This window comes from Microcoleus sp. FACHB-SPT15, from assembly GCF_014849525.1.
GTDB classification, from domain to species: Bacteria; Cyanobacteriota; Cyanobacteriia; order Cyanobacteriales; family Coleofasciculaceae; genus Symplocastrum; species Symplocastrum torsivum.
In genome coordinates, this window is sequence record NZ_JACJNU010000065.1 from 214,914 (window position 1) to 230,987 (window position 16,074).

The following is a 16,074-nucleotide window of genomic DNA, read 5'->3' on the forward strand; positions in this document are numbered from 1 at the left end:
AGCCAAGATATGCAAGGTTGGTATCAGTCTTGGTAACCGCCCTGCACTATCTTCTTTTAAATTGTCTTTGCAACATAAACGGCAGTGCCAATCTACCATTAATTCTGCTAAATGAATCAATCTCTTACACTTGTGCGGTGGATTATCCCAGTTGCTTTAATTTTGATGGGATGGTTTTTTGGGATAATTTTTGAAAAAGTTTTTTTCACGAGATTCAAAAAATTTACGGCTAGAATGCCGTTTCCAGGAAATGAACTGGTTGTTGAATCTCTACAGAAACTGCCAAGCCTTTGGCTTTTCTTGGCAGGGCTTTATGGCGCAATTCTTGCTTCACCGTTTACTCTACCAGTTTCAGGGATTCTTCAGAAAGCTTTAATTGCCACTTTTTTATACACAGTAACACTCCTAGTTGCAAGGCTTGCTGCAGGCTTTGTAACCTTATACAGCCAGAGAGTTGAAGGACTATCTGCTTCCTTATTTTCCAACCTTACTAGAATCCTCGTATTACTTCTGGGGATTTTAATAATCTTGCAAGCGATGGGTATCTCAATTACACCTATCCTAGCAACATTAGGGATTGGGGGATTAGCTGTTGCTTTGGCTTTTCAGGATACCCTTGCAAACTTATTTTCTGGTTTATACTTAATTATTTCAGGTCAAGTAAGAACAGGTGACTATGTAAAACTAGAAAGCGATCAAGAAGGGTATATAACTGATATTACTTGGCGCAACACTACAATCAGAGAAGTTCCCAATAATATTATCGTTGTCCCTAATACAAAGTTGGCTTCGGCAATCTTCAAGAATTACCATCTACCTACCAAAGAAATAACTTTACAAATTACTTTTGGTGTTGGTTATGACAGTAATCTAGAGCAAGTCGAACAAGTGACAGTTGCTGTTGCTGAGGAGGTAATGCAAACCGTTCCAGGTGGTGTACCTGAATTTCAGCCATTTGTCCGCTACCAAAGCTTTGAGGATTATAGGATTAATTTAATAGTGTGCTTAAGAGTTAATGAGTTCCTTGACCAACATATTATTAGACATGAGTTTATTAAGCGGTTACATAAACGGTATCAAGAAGAAGGAATAGAAATTCCCTTCCCATCCAGAAATGTGTATATGAAAGATAAGTGAGTAATGGGGGCAATCCTTACCTCACTTACCCAGTTGAAATTCCCATTTCAGATTAGTTCCATAATAGGGAGCTATACAGTTATAGAATTAGACTCTAGAGGTAATGTATTACCCGCTTGCACAAGGTTAAGAAAGCCTGAAATATTACGCTGAATTTCATCAATAGTAATAGTAATCATATTTTTAATTTAGCTAAGTTATCGCTATACATTGGAATTGTGCTTACAGCGAGAACTTACCGCTACGCGATCGCACTTCTACTCCTTGTCAAAAACGAGATCGCTTACCAATCTCTAGACGCTAATGAGCAACACAGTAAGTAGGTACAGGTACATCCTGCTGAGGGCAAAAACAGTGTTCTTATAAGCTGAGTGTCCTACTCACCCAATTGTTGAGAAAACTCGGAGACTAATCTAAGAGGTTTTGTTGGATTTCGTGCCTTATGCAGGAACCGTCAATGGCATCCCGTTGTCGGTTGGACTGAGTTGAAGTAAGAAGGGAACGGCTTTTTCTACCCAATCTTTAATTGCTGTGTAGTTTGCAGCATCTTCGCCATAACAGATTTCCAGCATCTCAGTATGAATGATGCCGGGATTGAGAGGAATTGCTGCCATTCCAGGAGGGAGTTCTTGAGCAAGCGATCGCGTCATCCCCTCAATTGCCCACTTAGAAGCACAATAGGACGAGACTTGAGGAGACGTAGAGCGACCCCAACCTGAACTTAGGTTAACAATCACACCGCTTCCTTTATCAATCATTGCCGGGATAAAATGACGAATCACATTCGCCACTCCCTTGATATTCACATCAATGAGGCGGGAAAAATCTTCACTGGGAATCTGCCAGAGTGGTGCTAATTCATTAATCAATGCCGCATTATTAATCAGCAAATCTGGTGGAGCATATTCAGAAAGAAGTCGCTTTGCCCAAGCTTTCACCTGTTCTTCATCAGCAACATCTAGTGCCGTGAAATTGTGGGGCGAACCAAACTTTTGGTTGAATTTCTCCACCGCTGCTTCTGAGCGAGCGCAACCTAGAACAGTATGTCCTGATTGAATAAATCGCTCGGTCAAAGCTTGTCCAAGACCTCGGCTGACACCTGTAATTACGATAAGTTTTGTCATGCTGACTTTTTATAAACAGGATTTTACTTAGTGATCGCGTTTTAACTCTTAGCGTACCCTCTCCCGAAACTCCAGCACTGCCTCTAGCGGATCGGGTTGCACTACATAGCCTGCTAGTAGTGCCAGATCGAGATCGGTGAGCAGGATAGAAGTCATATCTGGTTGGATAACATCGTCTTCAACTGTTTTGTCTATTTTGTATTCCAGAGATTGTAGCGTCCTCACAGCTTTGTGAATGTAGGGAATGATTCATCGCTAGGTGCGTCAAAAATGACTTCAAATTCGGCGGCAGGCATGAATCGGCTGAGATATCGTTTGTGGTCGTCAGCATCTTGTCGGTTCACAAACCATTTTGAATGTTTCATCTCTAGTTCGGGTAAGTGACGATTGGTCTGTTGAGCAATCGGCTGAAAGCAGCAGCACAACGTGATCGCATTTCAGATATGCGATCGCTTTTTATTGATCACAGACATCAAAAAAACATGCAGACACCACACAGCAGTCTGCTGTGGTTGCAAAGCAGAGTGAATTGGTGTCACATATCTTCAGGAAGGGGAAACCACAGCATTAACCACTGCTACCGTTTCCCCATCGTTTTTTTGTTTGCGATGTGGCACCTTGCCACATGATTGATAAGATGGTAAACAATCAGGATTCAAATTTCAACCCCAACGTGCCAACTTTAAAACAAGTTCGCGATCGCCTGGGGATGACTCAGGAAGAGTTTGCTGATGCTTTGAGCTTGTCGCGCTATACGGTCATGAGATATGAGAGCGGTAAGCATCAGAAGCTTCAGCTCTCTCTGGCTCAGGTGAGGAAGTTAGTTGAGTTGATGGAGCAGGCAGGGCTTCCCATCAAAGAGTTACCTGAAGATATCGAGTGATGACTGACATCATGTGGCAGTTGTCGATCCGGTGGCTATCACAAGACCAATAACCGACAGAGGAGTCAATCAAGGTGCAGAATGAGTCGAGAAGATACAGAAAAATTACAGCAGCTAGCTCAAGAGGGGACTTGCCAATGCACCGCCGTCTCAAATTTCTCAGCGTTGCTACTGCTACTCTACTGCTGTCGCTGAAATCTCCCCTTTTACCGCTTAGCTGGAAGTTTGAGCCTCTAGTAGTTCAGGCGCAAACGATTGAAGAGCAAGAACCTGGGGCGGAAAAATGGTTTTTAGAAGCTTATGAGCTATGGCTCAAAGGCGACTATCCAGCAACATTGGAAAAACTTCAGCAAGATTTAGCCAGGTTTAGACAAGAGGGCGATCGCGCAAGAGTTGGAGCTGTCATTACCTGCATTGGGGTAGTTTACCGTAGTATGGGACAGTATGCCCAAGCTCTAGAGTACTCTCAGAAAGCTTTAGCTCTCCTTAAAGAAGTTGCTAAGTTACCTAACAGCGAACAGCGCTTCACTGCACGCACCTGGGAAGGAAGAACCCTTTATGGTATTGGGATAGTTTACCGCAACCTAGGACAATATACCCAAGCCTTGGAGTACTCTCAGCAGGCTTTAGTGATCAATAGAGAAGTTGGTGATCACCTTTGGGAAGGGAGAACCCTCAATAGCCTTGGAGGAACGTACTACTACCTGGGACAGTACCCCAAAGCTTTGGATTTCTATCAACAAGCCTTAGCTATTTTCAAAGAAATTGGCAATAGCTCTGATGAAGGAAGAATTTTCAACAACTTTGGGTTAGTTTACCGCAACCTCGGAGAGTATTCCAAAGCTTTGGAGTTTTTTCAGCAAGCCTTAGCCATTCACAAACAAATTGGTGACAAGGCAGCGGAAGGAAACAGTATCAGAAATCTTGGGCTAGTTTACCGCAACCTGGGACAATATCCCAAAGCCTTGGAGTTCTTTGAGCAAGCCTTAGCTATTCACAAACAAATTGGCAATAAAGGGATGCAAGGGACGACCCTGAGCAACATAGGGGCAGTTTATTGGGATCTGGGACAGTATCCCAAAGCCTTAAAGTTTTTTCAGCAAGCTTTAGCCATTGGCACTGAAATTGGTGACAAGGCAGGAGAAGGGGAAAGCCTCAACAACATAGGGGCAGTTTATGAAAAACTAGGACAGTTCCCCAAAGCTTTGGATTTTTATCAACAAGCTTTAGTGATTTCTAAAGAAATTGGCGACAAGCCAGGAGAAGGAGGAACTTTCAACAACATAGGGGCAGTTTACGAAAAACTAGGACAGTTCCCCAAAGCCTTAGAGTTCTTTCAGCAAGCTTTAGCGATTGCTAAAGAAATTAACGACAAGGTGGGGGAAGGAACGATCCTGAACAATATCGGTTTTCTCCTAGATGCACAAAAACAACCGGAGTTAGCAATTGTATTCTTCAAGCAATCGGTCAATGTCACAGAGGGAATTCGCGAAGAGTTACGGATACTGCCAAAAGAGCAACAGCAGTCATTCACCGAAACAGTAGCAGCCACCTATCGCCATCTAGCCGACCTCCTCCTGAAACAAGACCGAGTCCTCGAAGCGCAACGAGTCCTCGACCTCCTCAAAGTTCAAGAACTTGATGATTACCTCCGCAACGTGCGCGGCAATAACAATACTGCTCAAGGATTACCGAATCTCCCACTTGAACAACAGACGTGGGCGAGTTACGAAGCAATTCTCAATAAAGCCGTTGAAATTGGTAAAGAACTCACCCAACTGCGACAGCTTAAACAACAAAACGGCACACTCACTCCTGCTCAAGAACAGCGTATCGCCCAACTGGTGAAAGCCCAAGAAACGATTACAGAGGAATTTAACAACTTCACCCAAAGTCCAGAAGTGCTAGCACTGGTGACACAGCGAAGTCCCGAAACCCTTTCTCAGGATTTGCTGCTACAGATGGGAAACTTCAACGCCTTACAAGATAACCTCAAGAATCTGCAACAAAAGGCAGTACTCCTCTACCCCTTAATTCTGGACGATCGCATCGAACTCATCCTCACCACCCCCGACTCTCCGCCGATTCGGCGCACCGTCCAAGTTCCCAAGCAACAACTCAACGAGACAATTGCCGCCTTTCGCAGTGCCTTACTCGATCGCACATCCGATGCTAAACCTCTCGCACAACAACTCTACAACTGGCTGATTAAACCCCTAGAAGCAGAACTCAAAGCGGCAGATGCCCAAACTATCCCTCTTCTGTCACTCTCCGGTTTTTCCTATTATTAATATTTTCTACAAAGGAGGTACATTAGGGAATACAGCGTTTGCCCATCTAATTTTGGCAATTGCCCTACTCTAAGCAATTTCTATGAAGAAAAAGTTTGCGATCGCCTACCATAGGTTAGTTCTAGAATTCAGCAATGGCAAAAGTTTTCGGAGAGTGACAGAAGAGGGCTATTATCTACGCCCCCGACGCTCAACTGCGTTACATTCCTCTTGCCGCTTTGCACGATGGGGAACAATGGTTAGTGCAACGCTACCGCCTCAATAATATTACTGCCGCTTCCCTCACTGACCTAAACACCCAACCGCAACGGCAAATGCAAGTCTTAGCGGGTGCTTTTGCCACTGGACGCTATAACTTTACGGTTGGCGGAGAAGCCTTTGACTTTTCTGGGTTGCCCTTTGCTGGAGCCGAGGTGGAGAATTTAGCTAAGACTATTCCGACTACCACTCAATTCATCGACCAAGCCTTCACCCCCGAAGTCACCGTTCCCAAAATGGATGACTACACGGTTGTGCATTTAGCGACTCATGCGGCGTTTGTCGTAGGGACACCAGATGATTCCTTTATTCTCTTTGGTAATGGCGATCGCATCACCCTCCGAGAGATGCAAAATTGGAGCCTCAAGAATGTTGATTTGGTAGTGCTTTCTGCTTGTGAGACGGGATTGGGCGGAAAACTTGGTAATGGTGAAGAGATTCTTGGCTTAGGCTATCAGATGCAACAAGCTGGAGCAAGGGCGGCAGTTGCCTCATTATGGTCAGTTTCTGATGGCGGTACTCAAGCTTTGATGAATGCCTTCTACGCCGGACTAAAAAGCGATAATTTAACAAAAGCCGAAGCTCTGCGGCAAGCCCAAATTGCCTTAATCACTAACAATTATCAGGCGCTAGGTGAACAACGAGGTATTGGAGTAGAAGCGATTAGCGATCGCACACAGCCATCTGTACAAGAGCAACTGAGCCATCCCTACTACTGGGCATCCTTTATTTTGATTGGGAATGGTTTGTAATTCCTGGGTTTTGCCGCGAATCACAACACTATCAAATACATCAGAAATCTCAGGACTTATGCACTAACGCCATATATAGTAGGGGCGCACAGCTGTGCGCCCCTACAGATGCCGTTTTAAAGACCGAATTGCGTAAGTCCTGATCTTTACCTCGACTGACTTTTCCCCATCACCAGATATTTGTTTTTCGATAACCACTCAATAGTTAAGAGTCTTAGCTAGTTGTATTTAATAATCACAGCTCTTCAGTAACCAGTATGCTAAACTAACAATTAAACTGCCAATTAAGCAAACATCTAACTCGGAAGTTTTCAAAATTTCTAAACCCGTAGGCAGAGCGTTTAATCAACTTAAGCTTATTATTGATACCTTCGACAACACCACTTGTAGTCTTATGATCGAAGTAAGCAATAATCTCATCCAGCCAACGAATAATAGTGTTCTGACTATCGGGGAAATATTTTTTGGCTTCTGATAGCCATACTCCTAGTTTAAATAAACCGGCTAACCAATGATTAACCTGCTCGAAAATCTGTCTGATTTTCTCTTTTAATTCATGCATACTCTTAAGAGTAGCAGAGACATCTTTAACTTGAACGAGTTTAGCTTTTTGCCCTTCATTTAGGTCTGATTCATTTTTCAATAACACATATTTACTTTTCTTCAATCCTTCTAAAGCTTTCTCTTGAACTGCTTTGTTTTCTGACGTTTTTGCTTTTTTAATCAAATCTTCCGCTTGTCTCTTTTCTCGCTTCCTTTGGGTGTCTAATTCCTTATTTATTTGTGCCATTACATGAAATCTGTCGGCAACCACTTGTACATTTGGCATCAGCTCTATCACGACATTTTTGTAACCTTTCCACAAATCTATACTTACTTCTTCTATTTTCTCTAATACCTCTTTTCCCCATCCCCTCTATTTCTTCTGTTGTCACCAACCCTTTTTTCGCTATGCTGTGGATATCGTTCTCTAACACTTCTTGGATTATTTGCTTGGCTAACCGTTTCGTATAGGTTCTTCTTTTCCTGACAAACTCTAACTCTTCACTAAATGGCTTGACACATTTTTTACATTTAAACTGTCGTCTGTTAATTTCTAAATATATGAAAGTCTCTCCCCAAGGTAAATCTTTTACTAGGTATCGATGATTTTGATGTAATCTGTGGCTTCTTGTTCCACAACGTGGACAGCTACTTTCCTTGCCAATCCGTTCCACCTGTAAAATTATTCCAATCCCCTCATGCTGGTGATGTGAAATGACTTTTATTCCCTCTATATTCAATAGCTTTGTTAAAACCTTTATATCCTTTTTCGTCCTCATGGCTGTTTAATGCACCTAAAAGCTCTGGCTTCGGCTTATAGTTAATACCCAATGAGCCTCCTGTGTCAACTCTGGCAATAACTCTATCCACTATTTGCTAGATTTATTTATAGTTCTTTACTTCTTCAACTATTGATTTGGCATATTAGCTACTGAAGAGCCAGAATCACTAACGAGTCTTTGATATTCACTAACGAGCTTTTGATATCCGTTAGCGATTTTTTGATATTCATGATCGAGTCTTTAATACTTAACGATGAGCCTTTGATATCCGTTAACGATTTTTTTGATGTTCGCTAACGAATCTTTGATACTCGCTAACTAGGCTTTGATACTTAATGATGAGCCTTTGATACTCGCTGAACTCTCGCAAAAATTATTGCATAAGTCCTCTACCTATGAGAGATATAGATAAACAGAGTCAGCAATCTGCTTTCCTAGCTCAACAGAGGAGTTGCAATGCCTTTACGTCTCAGCTACCTTAGCCAAAGCCACTATAACTCTAAGGCTTTCGCTGACATCCTCGCTTAATTTGCTCATTTCATTATCTGTTACTACTTATTTTCGTTGTCCATTGCAACTGACTACTGACAAACGACCCAACTCCGAAGTAATAAGGATAAAGGATATTTAAGGATACCTGAAAGAAATGACCCAGAGTGCTTCTGTTTTCCACCTCAAAGTTCAGCGAATCGAGCAGGTATGCCTATTTGAATTGTCTTGGGGACGAGGACAGCAACTCGGTGTAACACTTCCTTATCCTGAAGCGTTGAATACCCTGTATCAGGAGTGGAGTTCTGTTTATCTAAGTTTTTATAAAACCGCACTACGAGGACGAGTTGCTGCAAAAGGTAGCATCTTACCGCCACCTGTAGATTGGCACGCCAAACTGGTACAAGCAGAAGCCAAACTACTCTATGAATTTCATCACTGGTTGCGTCGTGCAGAACTCTATGAAATTCGTTCTCGTCTCGCTCAAGCGGCTAGAGGTGGAGGAATAGAGAGTGGCAATTCTCCAATCCCCAATTCCCAATTCCCAATCCCCACTGTTGATGTTTTCCTCACTTGTAACCCATTAGATTTGGAACGGTTACCGTGGGAAGCCTGGGAAATTGGTACGGAGTTTGCGGCTACGGGTAAGATTCGCTTTTTCCGCAAACCGTTGAACATTGTAGGCGCGACAGTGACTCCTCAACGTCGCCGTCGTCGGGCTAGGATTTTGGCGATTTTGGGCGATGACACGGGCTTGAATTTTCAAGCGGATAGAGAAGCGGTGCGATCGCTAAATTCAATCGCGGATATTGAGTTTGTTGGTTGGCAACCTGGAGAGGATATTCCCCAACTCAAAACCAAAATCTCAGCCGCGATCGCAGATGCACGCGGTTGGGATGTGTTATTTTTTGCAGGTCACAGTAATGAAACCGACTTGACTGGCGGAGAGTTAGGGATTGCTCCCGGTATTTCCCTTAACTTAAGAGAAATTGCCCAACCTCTCACGGTTGCTAAGGAACAGGGATTACAGTTTGCCATTTTCAACTCCTGTAATGGACTCAGCCTCGCTAATGCACTGATTAATCTGGGATTGAGCCAGGTGGCGGTGATGCGAGAACCCATCCATAATCAGGTGGCACAAGAATTTCTGGTGCGGTTTCTCCAGCGTCTAGGAGAGTACAAAGATGTCTATGAGGCGCTGCAATATGCCTGTCAGTACCTCAAATTAGAAAAGCATTTTACCTACCCTAGTACTCACCTCATTCCTTCCTTGTTTCGTCATCCAGATGCGCCCCTATTTCGGATTGAACCGTATGGAATCAAGCAACAGCTTAAGCGCTGGTTGCCAACCCGGAAAGAAGCGATCGCACTAACTGCCCTGGGACTCGTTAGTTGGCAACTCTCCGTGCAAGGCTTCTTATTAGATCGACGGGTATTAGTCCAATCAGGCTATCGCCAACTCACCAATCAAGTCGAAACAACTCAGCCGCCTCCTGTTCTCATAGTAGAAATTGACAATGAATCGATCAGAAAAGGAGGAATTTCTCAGCCAAACCCAATGGATCGCAGCTATCTAGCGGATTTGGTGACTAAGCTAGCGGCAATCAACGCCAAAGTTGTTGGCATTGATTATCTGCTAGACCGTTATCAAAAGGAAAATGACCAAAAACTTGCTAATGCCATACGTGCCTCAGTCCAACAACAGGCAACCTGGTTTGTTTTTGCCATTCAGCGCCATCATAATACGGGTGGCTGGTTTGAGGTACTGCCAGAACTCGCTCAGCCAAGCTGGAGCTTACAAGGGAATATTCTCGGTCTTGGTCGCTACCTACAATACATGACACTGGTGCCGAGAGATAATCCTGATCCTCGGAATATGCCCTTAGCCTACATGCTGGCATTATCTCACTGGCTAAACTTTGGTCAATCTCAAGATTGTTCCAGCAATCCCTCCCCTCCAAATATAGGGAAGTTGGGTTCCCCCTCTTCTGTGCCCTCCTTAGCTAGAGAGTCTGCCTTATCCAATTTGTCTTGTGAACAATTTGGGAAAGTGCCCCAACCGCAACTGCAATCATCTGCTGACTGGTTCTCTCAGTTAACTACCTATGTCACAAACATAACGGGTAAGGACTATCGGCATATCTTCTCACCAACTGCTCGCTTGCAACCCCTAACTAACTGGGCTTACCTATTGCGTCAAATGTGGTTGCATCCCATTATTGACTACTCAATTCCTCCTGAGCAGGTTTATAGGCGAGTGCCAGCTTGGAAATTGTTGGAAAGCCCTGTGACATCCTTAAAACTAGATAGTCAGGAGCAACCCGTAGTCATTATTGCCGCTGGTGGCTATGACGAAGCTGGGGTAGCAGCAGAAGGTCAGGACAATTTTCCTCTACCACTGGCTGTTGGTTATTGGCGTTCTCAGGAAAATCCCCCTGATCCACGTCAAATATTTCCAGGTGGTGAAGCTCAAGCCTATATGGTTCACCATTTACTCAATCAGCGACTAGTTGTTCCAATTCCTGACTTCTGGCTCGTTGGGGTAGCGGTGTTATTGGGGAAAGGAACAGCCCTGGCACTAGAAAGGGTGAAGGGGGAGAGGAAAAACAGACAAGGGAAACTTTGGCTGTTGGCTATACCGTCCAGACGGGGCAAATGGTTGCTACTACTGGGTGGGACTACAGCAGTTTACGGATTGGCTAGCTTGCAGCTTTACATTACTGCTGCGGTGCTAATGCCTTGGCTTTTACCTATATCAGCGTTTTGGACTTTTGTTTTTCTAGGTTTATTAGAAGGGAAATCTCATGCGTAAATTCACTTGGGTATTATCGACTTTGCTCTTGAGTGCGATGATTTCTAGTGTGCCAACTAGAGCATTTCAGGTAGCAAAGGTGCAAATCAATCTACCTGGGTCATCAAAAGATATTATTCAGACTTCCTTTAGTAAGGACAACCCTCCTCCGACAGATCCTACAACTACTGGGACACGCGGACCTTGCACGATCGCACCCTTGGACTTAAAAACCAATACAGAAGTTTGGAGCGATCGCCCTATGTTTGTCTGGCGGGGACCCATTGGAAAAATTGAGGTGCGCCAGCAAGGTAGCAATGATGTGTTGTGGCGTGAGACTATCCCCCAAGGCGTTGGGAGAATCCAGTATGCCGGAGAATCACTCCAGCCTGGTGAAACTTACAACTGGGTACTCTTTGACTTGCAAAACAATGCGATCAGGTCTATGGCGTTTAAGGTCATGGATGCACGAGAACGTGAACAAGTCAGTACCCAATTGCAAAGCTTAGAACGGGAACTCAAAGCCAAAGGAGCGACAGTGGAGGAAAGCGCGGCACGTCGCGCCCAATACTTCGCCCAGCGGCAACTCTGGTCAGATGCTTGGCGGGAAGCCTTTTCTGTAGACAATCCCGTAGCCATCATTGGAACGATTACTCAGACAACTCCGACTCCGTTCTGTACGCGATCGCCTAAGCCCAACTCCATTTAAATTGGGCGATAACGAGGAAAACTGGGTAAGTCAATTGATGCCAAGGACGGGCGCTTTTTTGGAGGACGTAGCGGATAAAGGACAGGTGAGGGCCAGTTGGATTGAGGGAGACGTACTTCCGATGGGGCTGGCTCTTGCCTTAGATCATCTCCCCAGAATTCCTCATTCGGCATTTGTGTCTCCCTATCCCCTGGTGAGGCTGTTGCTTCGACACTTCTCAAATGACGTACTGGTGAAGAGGATTCGCCTGAGTTCGTTCCTGATGCCGAAATTAATGGCGTTTGGGGGAGGGCTAAATCGGATTGGAGTTCCTCCGCTAAACCAGACGCTTCGGCTAAAGAGGACATCTCGGCAAGTAGCTGCTGTTCTAATTCCAGTTCTTTGGCTTCACTTTCTTGGAGAGAAGCGACTATTGCCTCTACGGGATTAGAGGTTTCTGCTGCTGAGAACTGCTCAAGTTCTTCAATGCGCTTGGTTATGGTGGGTTCCGTTTCTGAGGAATAGGGCTTGAGAGGCTCAAGTCGGATTGGGCGATTCCAGATTGGGTCTAGATTAGCTGTATCTTCGATTAACTCCGGTTCGGCTGACCAGGGTTGGATCGGCACTGCTTTGTGAACGGCTGACTGGGTTGCGTTGTTTCTGGGATGAGGCTGTTGTTGTGAGCTAGAATTACCAGGCATCTCTAAAGACTTTTCTAGAGCGGCTTTGAACTGTAAGGATTGGCGCTGCTGTCGATGTAAGCGAGTTCTGAGTTCTCGACAGGTATTTGCGGCTTGTAATAGCTGGTGGGACTGCTCGTTGTAGCGTTGTTGGGTAAGGGCGCATTCACGCTCTAGTTGAGCGACTCGTTCTTGTGAGCTTTGTAACTGTTCTGATAGGGTTTCAATTAAAATTTGCTGGCGCTGAGACGCTTGATGCGATGATTCCAGCGCATTGAACATTCGCGTCAGTTGTTCTTGGAGGGTATTGAATTCCTCTGTCTGTTGTGCTAAGAGCGTTTCGCGATCGCGCGATCGCACTAACTCCGTATGTAACTCTTCCTGCTTTTCCCGGAGTGATTGCCTTAACTGAGTCACTTGGTCAAGTAAGCGACGGTTGCGTTGACGCATTTTTTGTGCCAGAGCAAACCAGTCAGCATCTTTAGAGTGTTCTCGCTGCAAGGATTCTAGCGGTTCAGTTACCTCATCATCTCCCATTGAGGGTATTGAGGCAGGCGGGAGACTAAGTGGCGTAATCGCTCGTCCTAATCTCGGCGACTGAACAGCCTCCTCGAAACTCGGCAACTCTGGCAGATTGACAATCTGTGGGTTTTCTGGAGTTCCTGGCGCATCTGGCAACTCCACTGTACTCTCATCCCCCGCAGTGGGGGGTTCAGGAAGGGGCTGGTTATTTGGGGTGTCAGCTTCACTCATAGCTCAACATTTCAGAGGTTCACAATCCACGACGTAGGCAAGTAGGGGCATCTCACCAAAAAAACAAGGGTCTACTCAGAAGCTTTGGGTTAACTGTAACGCCAAAAGAGAGTGTCCGTGTAGAAGAGATTCGAGTCAAATGCTTTGCCCTGACTTAGTTTGGGTGCCAAGATACGAAATTACCTCATATCAAGCCCAGTTCGTTACTTCGTGTATTTGTCTGTTGTCCGTTGCTACTGACAAAAAGCAACAATTCATCTACGAAGTGAGCTTACTGGATTTAATATCACCCCTCTCTCCATACAAAAGTAATGCACAAAAACCGCCAGACCACAAATTTTAACTTGCAAGACAGACATTAGAGTGTCTTTGCGGAAACTTAGTTAGAGATTGATAGCGCTTGTGTCAACAAATCTCGATGCATTAGTGCCCGATCAACTAAGGACTGAATTTGGTCACTACTTAGTGGGTCGCCATTGGCATAGTGTTCTAGCCAAGTTTGACTGATAATATTTGGGTCATCTGGCAACTGTGCTAGTTCCCATCCTGGTAAGTCCAAGTCACTCATCAGTTGGCTAACCTTGGGGTCATAACTAAGAGCAAAACAGCGGCATTCTGCTGCCGCCGCCATGATTAAACTGTGATAGCGCATCCCAATTGCCATTTCTACACCCCGGAATAAACCTTTCAATTCTCTAGGGTCTTCTATCTGGAAAATCTGGTTTGAACCGGGAAGCTGGGACTGAATGGATTCAGCAATGCTTAAGTCTTGAGAGGCTTGGAAGGGGACAAGCAAGATACAGGTTTGTGTGGCTTTTTGAAAGTTAATTAGAGCTTCCGTAAGATTGGCAAGGCGTTCTGGGGTTAGCGCAGGATGCGATCGCAGGGTAACAGCGACTCTTGGTGCGGGTAAGTCCCACAACCCTTGTACCTGTGAGGAATCTAGTGCCCAGACTGGATCAGGGGCAATAATAAAGGGAATTTTCCAATCCGCTAGCAGTTCGGCTGAACCACGATCTCGCACGCTTACGGCAGTACAACTAGCAAATGACTGCCGCGCTACCCGACGAGTCAGTTCACGCTTCAGAGGGCCAATTCCCTGCGCCCAGGCAATCGTTTTTAAGCCCAGTTGCCGTGCTAGCCCCATTAATCCGGCATAGTAGAGTGGGCTAGCGGCACTGGTAACATCTTGGATGAGACTACCGCCGCCCCAAATAAAAAAGTCGGAGTTACGCATTGCCTTGAGCACTCGAAAGGCAGAATTACGATCGCAACTCTGCACTTTATAGCGCTTCCTGGTTTCTGTCGGGTTCCCAGAAAGCACCAAAGGTGTCACCCCCTTCGGCAACATTTGCAACAGGGAAGCAAGCAAGGCTTCATCACCAGCGTTGCCCTTCCCGTAATATCCACATAAAACTGCTCGTATTTCCCTCATGCGAAAACTCTACCAGCTTTCGCTCAACCATACGATAAGTAATTCATAGTCATTGGATAAAGGCATCTTTCTTCACTTTGCCCTTTCCCTTGCTTGGAGCAATAAGTCATTACTTAACGCGATCGCACCCTTAAATACCAAGAATTACACCTCCTCTTAATTCATGAAGGCGCAATTCTTTGTTTTTATATTTCAAACACAGTTTCAGTTGAGTATTACTCACTTGTGGTTAGGCATTGCTCCGTCATCTCCACTATCCCAACATAAGTAAAACTTCAACACAACCTAGTCCCAAGGTTGGAGTTGTGCATCGTCTCCACCAATGCCGATTCCTGTTTCATATATTTCGGCATCACTGATGTTGAGGTCACTCATTGATGCACCATAAACATTAGAATCATAAATCTTAGCGAGAGTAAAGTTTACCTCGTCAAGATTGGCTTCCTGAAAATTGACGTTGGTTGCAAAAGCTGACGTTAAATTTGCCCCTTCTAAATCGGCACCCTTGAGGTCAGCACCTTCAAGATTTGCTTCTGTAAGGTCAGCATTTTGCAGATTCGCTTCTCTCAAGTCAGCACCAATCAAATGTGCGCCCCTGAGGTTAGCTCCCGATAAATCACACTGGAAACATGCTCCAGTTGACAGTAGTTGCTTTACATGAAGTGGATTTTCAGCTTTAACTGGGTTAGTGAAAAATAGGGGAGTTAATAAAGTTAGGGCGGCTAACAATTTGAATTTCATAATTTTTCCCCTTGTCTTGATAAGTAACATTTGTTCCGTTTCTTCCTCACAATTCTAGTATGGCATTAATCTCCCTACAGTTAATTGCCCCACAGACAGATCGTGAGAAGTATCAACTTTAGTCGTGAGGTAGAAATCTTATTAAATTGACTGAGTGCTGTTTAGTCGCATGATCTAGATCACTGTAGCGATTTCATTATTATGAATATGACCTACATGGCTAGATAGTTTGAATAGTCTGGGACAGCAGGAGGGTTCAGTGTTGGAGGTTGATGAAGACATAGCAGTGCTGCGATCGCTTTTTACCGAAGATAGACGCTTTGCTTTGCCTTTATCATCGGCAACGAGAAATACCTGAAGGCTGAGTGCTGAGTGCTGAACGCTTTTCAGTATTCACTTAACGAAATTTGAGTTAAACCCGGAAACAGTGGCGCTTGCTCTTTGTTGTACTTCGCCAGGTAATCTCGGAACGATGTGCCACCCGTACCAATATCAACGCCAACAATCTTTAACTGCTGTACCGCCAAACCGAGATGCGCTTGATGAAAGCGACACTTGTACTCATCATAGGTACGCATATACCTTAGAATTGCACTGACATGAGGATGATTGAGTAGACCTATCCGTAAATGCGAAATGCTTGCTGTAAGACGGTTTGAGAGATAATGGCACCCGTGCGAATCGAACGTTCAATTGACGTAATAATCAAGCTTGGAGGGGAGAATTT

General features: G+C 44.8%; 14 protein-coding genes and 1 pseudogene. 7 read left to right on the top strand and 8 right to left on the bottom strand.

What is annotated here, in order from left to right:
• Positions 1-111: 111 nt before the first annotated feature.
• Complete coding sequence (locus H6F98_RS29135; protein ID WP_192222220.1) at positions 112-1,137, top strand: mechanosensitive ion channel family protein; 1,026 nt, start codon at positions 112-114, stop codon at positions 1,135-1,137.
• Between the two features lie 440 nt (positions 1,138-1,577).
• On the opposite strand, the gene H6F98_RS29140 is transcribed toward H6F98_RS29135, so the two are convergent.
• Genes H6F98_RS29140 through H6F98_RS29150 form a run of 3 tightly spaced genes read right to left on the bottom strand, consistent with a single transcriptional unit; the run spans position 1,578 to position 2,626 of the window.
• The gene (locus H6F98_RS29140; protein WP_192222221.1) at positions 1,578-2,261 is read right to left on the bottom strand and encodes an SDR family oxidoreductase; all 684 of its coding nucleotides are present in this window, start codon (positions 2,259-2,261) and stop codon (positions 1,578-1,580) included.
• 48 nt (positions 2,262-2,309) lie between these two features.
• Complete coding sequence (locus H6F98_RS33800; RefSeq protein WP_242058743.1) at positions 2,310-2,486, bottom strand: hypothetical protein; 177 nt, start codon at positions 2,484-2,486, stop codon at positions 2,310-2,312.
• Positions 2,483-2,626 carry a hypothetical protein gene (locus H6F98_RS29150; RefSeq protein ID WP_192222246.1) on the bottom strand — a complete coding sequence of 48 codons (144 nt, stop codon included), beginning with the start codon at positions 2,624-2,626 and terminating at the stop codon, positions 2,483-2,485. The genes H6F98_RS33800 and H6F98_RS29150 overlap by 4 nt, the downstream gene beginning before the upstream one ends.
• Positions 2,627-2,898: 272 nt before the next feature.
• Here H6F98_RS29150 and H6F98_RS29155 point away from each other — a divergent pair, with 272 nt between their 5' ends.
• From H6F98_RS29155 to H6F98_RS29165, 4 genes are all read left to right on the top strand, one after another.
• Positions 2,899-3,144: a helix-turn-helix transcriptional regulator gene (locus tag H6F98_RS29155; protein WP_192222222.1), complete on the top strand. Its 246-nt coding sequence runs from the start codon at positions 2,899-2,901 to the stop codon at positions 3,142-3,144.
• A 137-nt stretch (positions 3,145-3,281) separates the two neighbouring features.
• Positions 3,282-5,435 (top strand): tetratricopeptide repeat protein, encoded by a 2,154-nt coding sequence (locus tag H6F98_RS29160; RefSeq protein WP_242058744.1) that lies wholly within the window; start codon positions 3,282-3,284, stop codon positions 5,433-5,435.
• 82 nt (positions 5,436-5,517) lie between these two features.
• Positions 5,518-5,700, top strand: coding sequence for a hypothetical protein (locus tag H6F98_RS34705; protein WP_396813870.1), 183 nt, complete (start codon positions 5,518-5,520; stop codon positions 5,698-5,700).
• Entirely contained in the window at positions 5,654-6,445 is a 792-nt protein-coding gene (locus tag H6F98_RS29165) for a CHAT domain-containing protein (protein ID WP_396813873.1), read from the top strand. Before H6F98_RS34705 ends, H6F98_RS29165 begins: the two co-directional genes overlap by 47 nt.
• A 265-nt stretch (positions 6,446-6,710) precedes the next feature.
• Here the strand turns inward: H6F98_RS29165 and H6F98_RS29170 are convergent.
• Positions 6,711-7,767: pseudogene (locus H6F98_RS29170) on the bottom strand (transposase).
• 649 nt (positions 7,768-8,416) lie between these two features.
• Here H6F98_RS29170 and H6F98_RS29175 point away from each other — a divergent pair.
• Positions 8,417-11,071, top strand: coding sequence for a CHASE2 domain-containing protein (locus tag H6F98_RS29175; RefSeq protein ID WP_192222223.1), 2,655 nt, complete (start codon positions 8,417-8,419; stop codon positions 11,069-11,071).
• Entirely contained in the window at positions 11,064-11,759 is a 696-nt protein-coding gene (locus H6F98_RS29180) for a hypothetical protein (RefSeq protein ID WP_192222224.1), read from the top strand. The genes H6F98_RS29175 and H6F98_RS29180 overlap by 8 nt, the downstream gene beginning before the upstream one ends.
• Here H6F98_RS29180 and H6F98_RS29185 read toward each other — a convergent pair.
• From H6F98_RS29185 to H6F98_RS29200, 4 genes are all read right to left on the bottom strand, one after another.
• A complete protein-coding gene (locus H6F98_RS29185; RefSeq protein WP_192222225.1) occupies positions 11,756-13,171 on the bottom strand; it encodes a hypothetical protein in 1,416 nt (471 codons plus the stop codon). The genes H6F98_RS29180 and H6F98_RS29185 overlap by 4 nt on opposite strands.
• Before the next feature lie 379 nt (positions 13,172-13,550).
• The gene (gene csaB / locus H6F98_RS29190) at positions 13,551-14,606 is read right to left on the bottom strand and encodes a polysaccharide pyruvyl transferase CsaB (protein WP_192222226.1); all 1,056 of its coding nucleotides are present in this window, start codon (positions 14,604-14,606) and stop codon (positions 13,551-13,553) included.
• Positions 14,607-14,891: 285 nt separating this feature from the next.
• Entirely contained in the window at positions 14,892-15,347 is a 456-nt protein-coding gene (locus tag H6F98_RS29195; protein WP_192222227.1) for a pentapeptide repeat-containing protein, read from the bottom strand.
• Positions 15,348-15,733: 386 nt separating this feature from the next.
• Positions 15,734-15,925 carry a hypothetical protein gene (locus tag H6F98_RS29200; protein WP_192222228.1) on the bottom strand — a complete coding sequence of 64 codons (192 nt, stop codon included), beginning with the start codon at positions 15,923-15,925 and terminating at the stop codon, positions 15,734-15,736.
• Between the last annotated feature and the right edge of the window lie 149 nt (positions 15,926-16,074).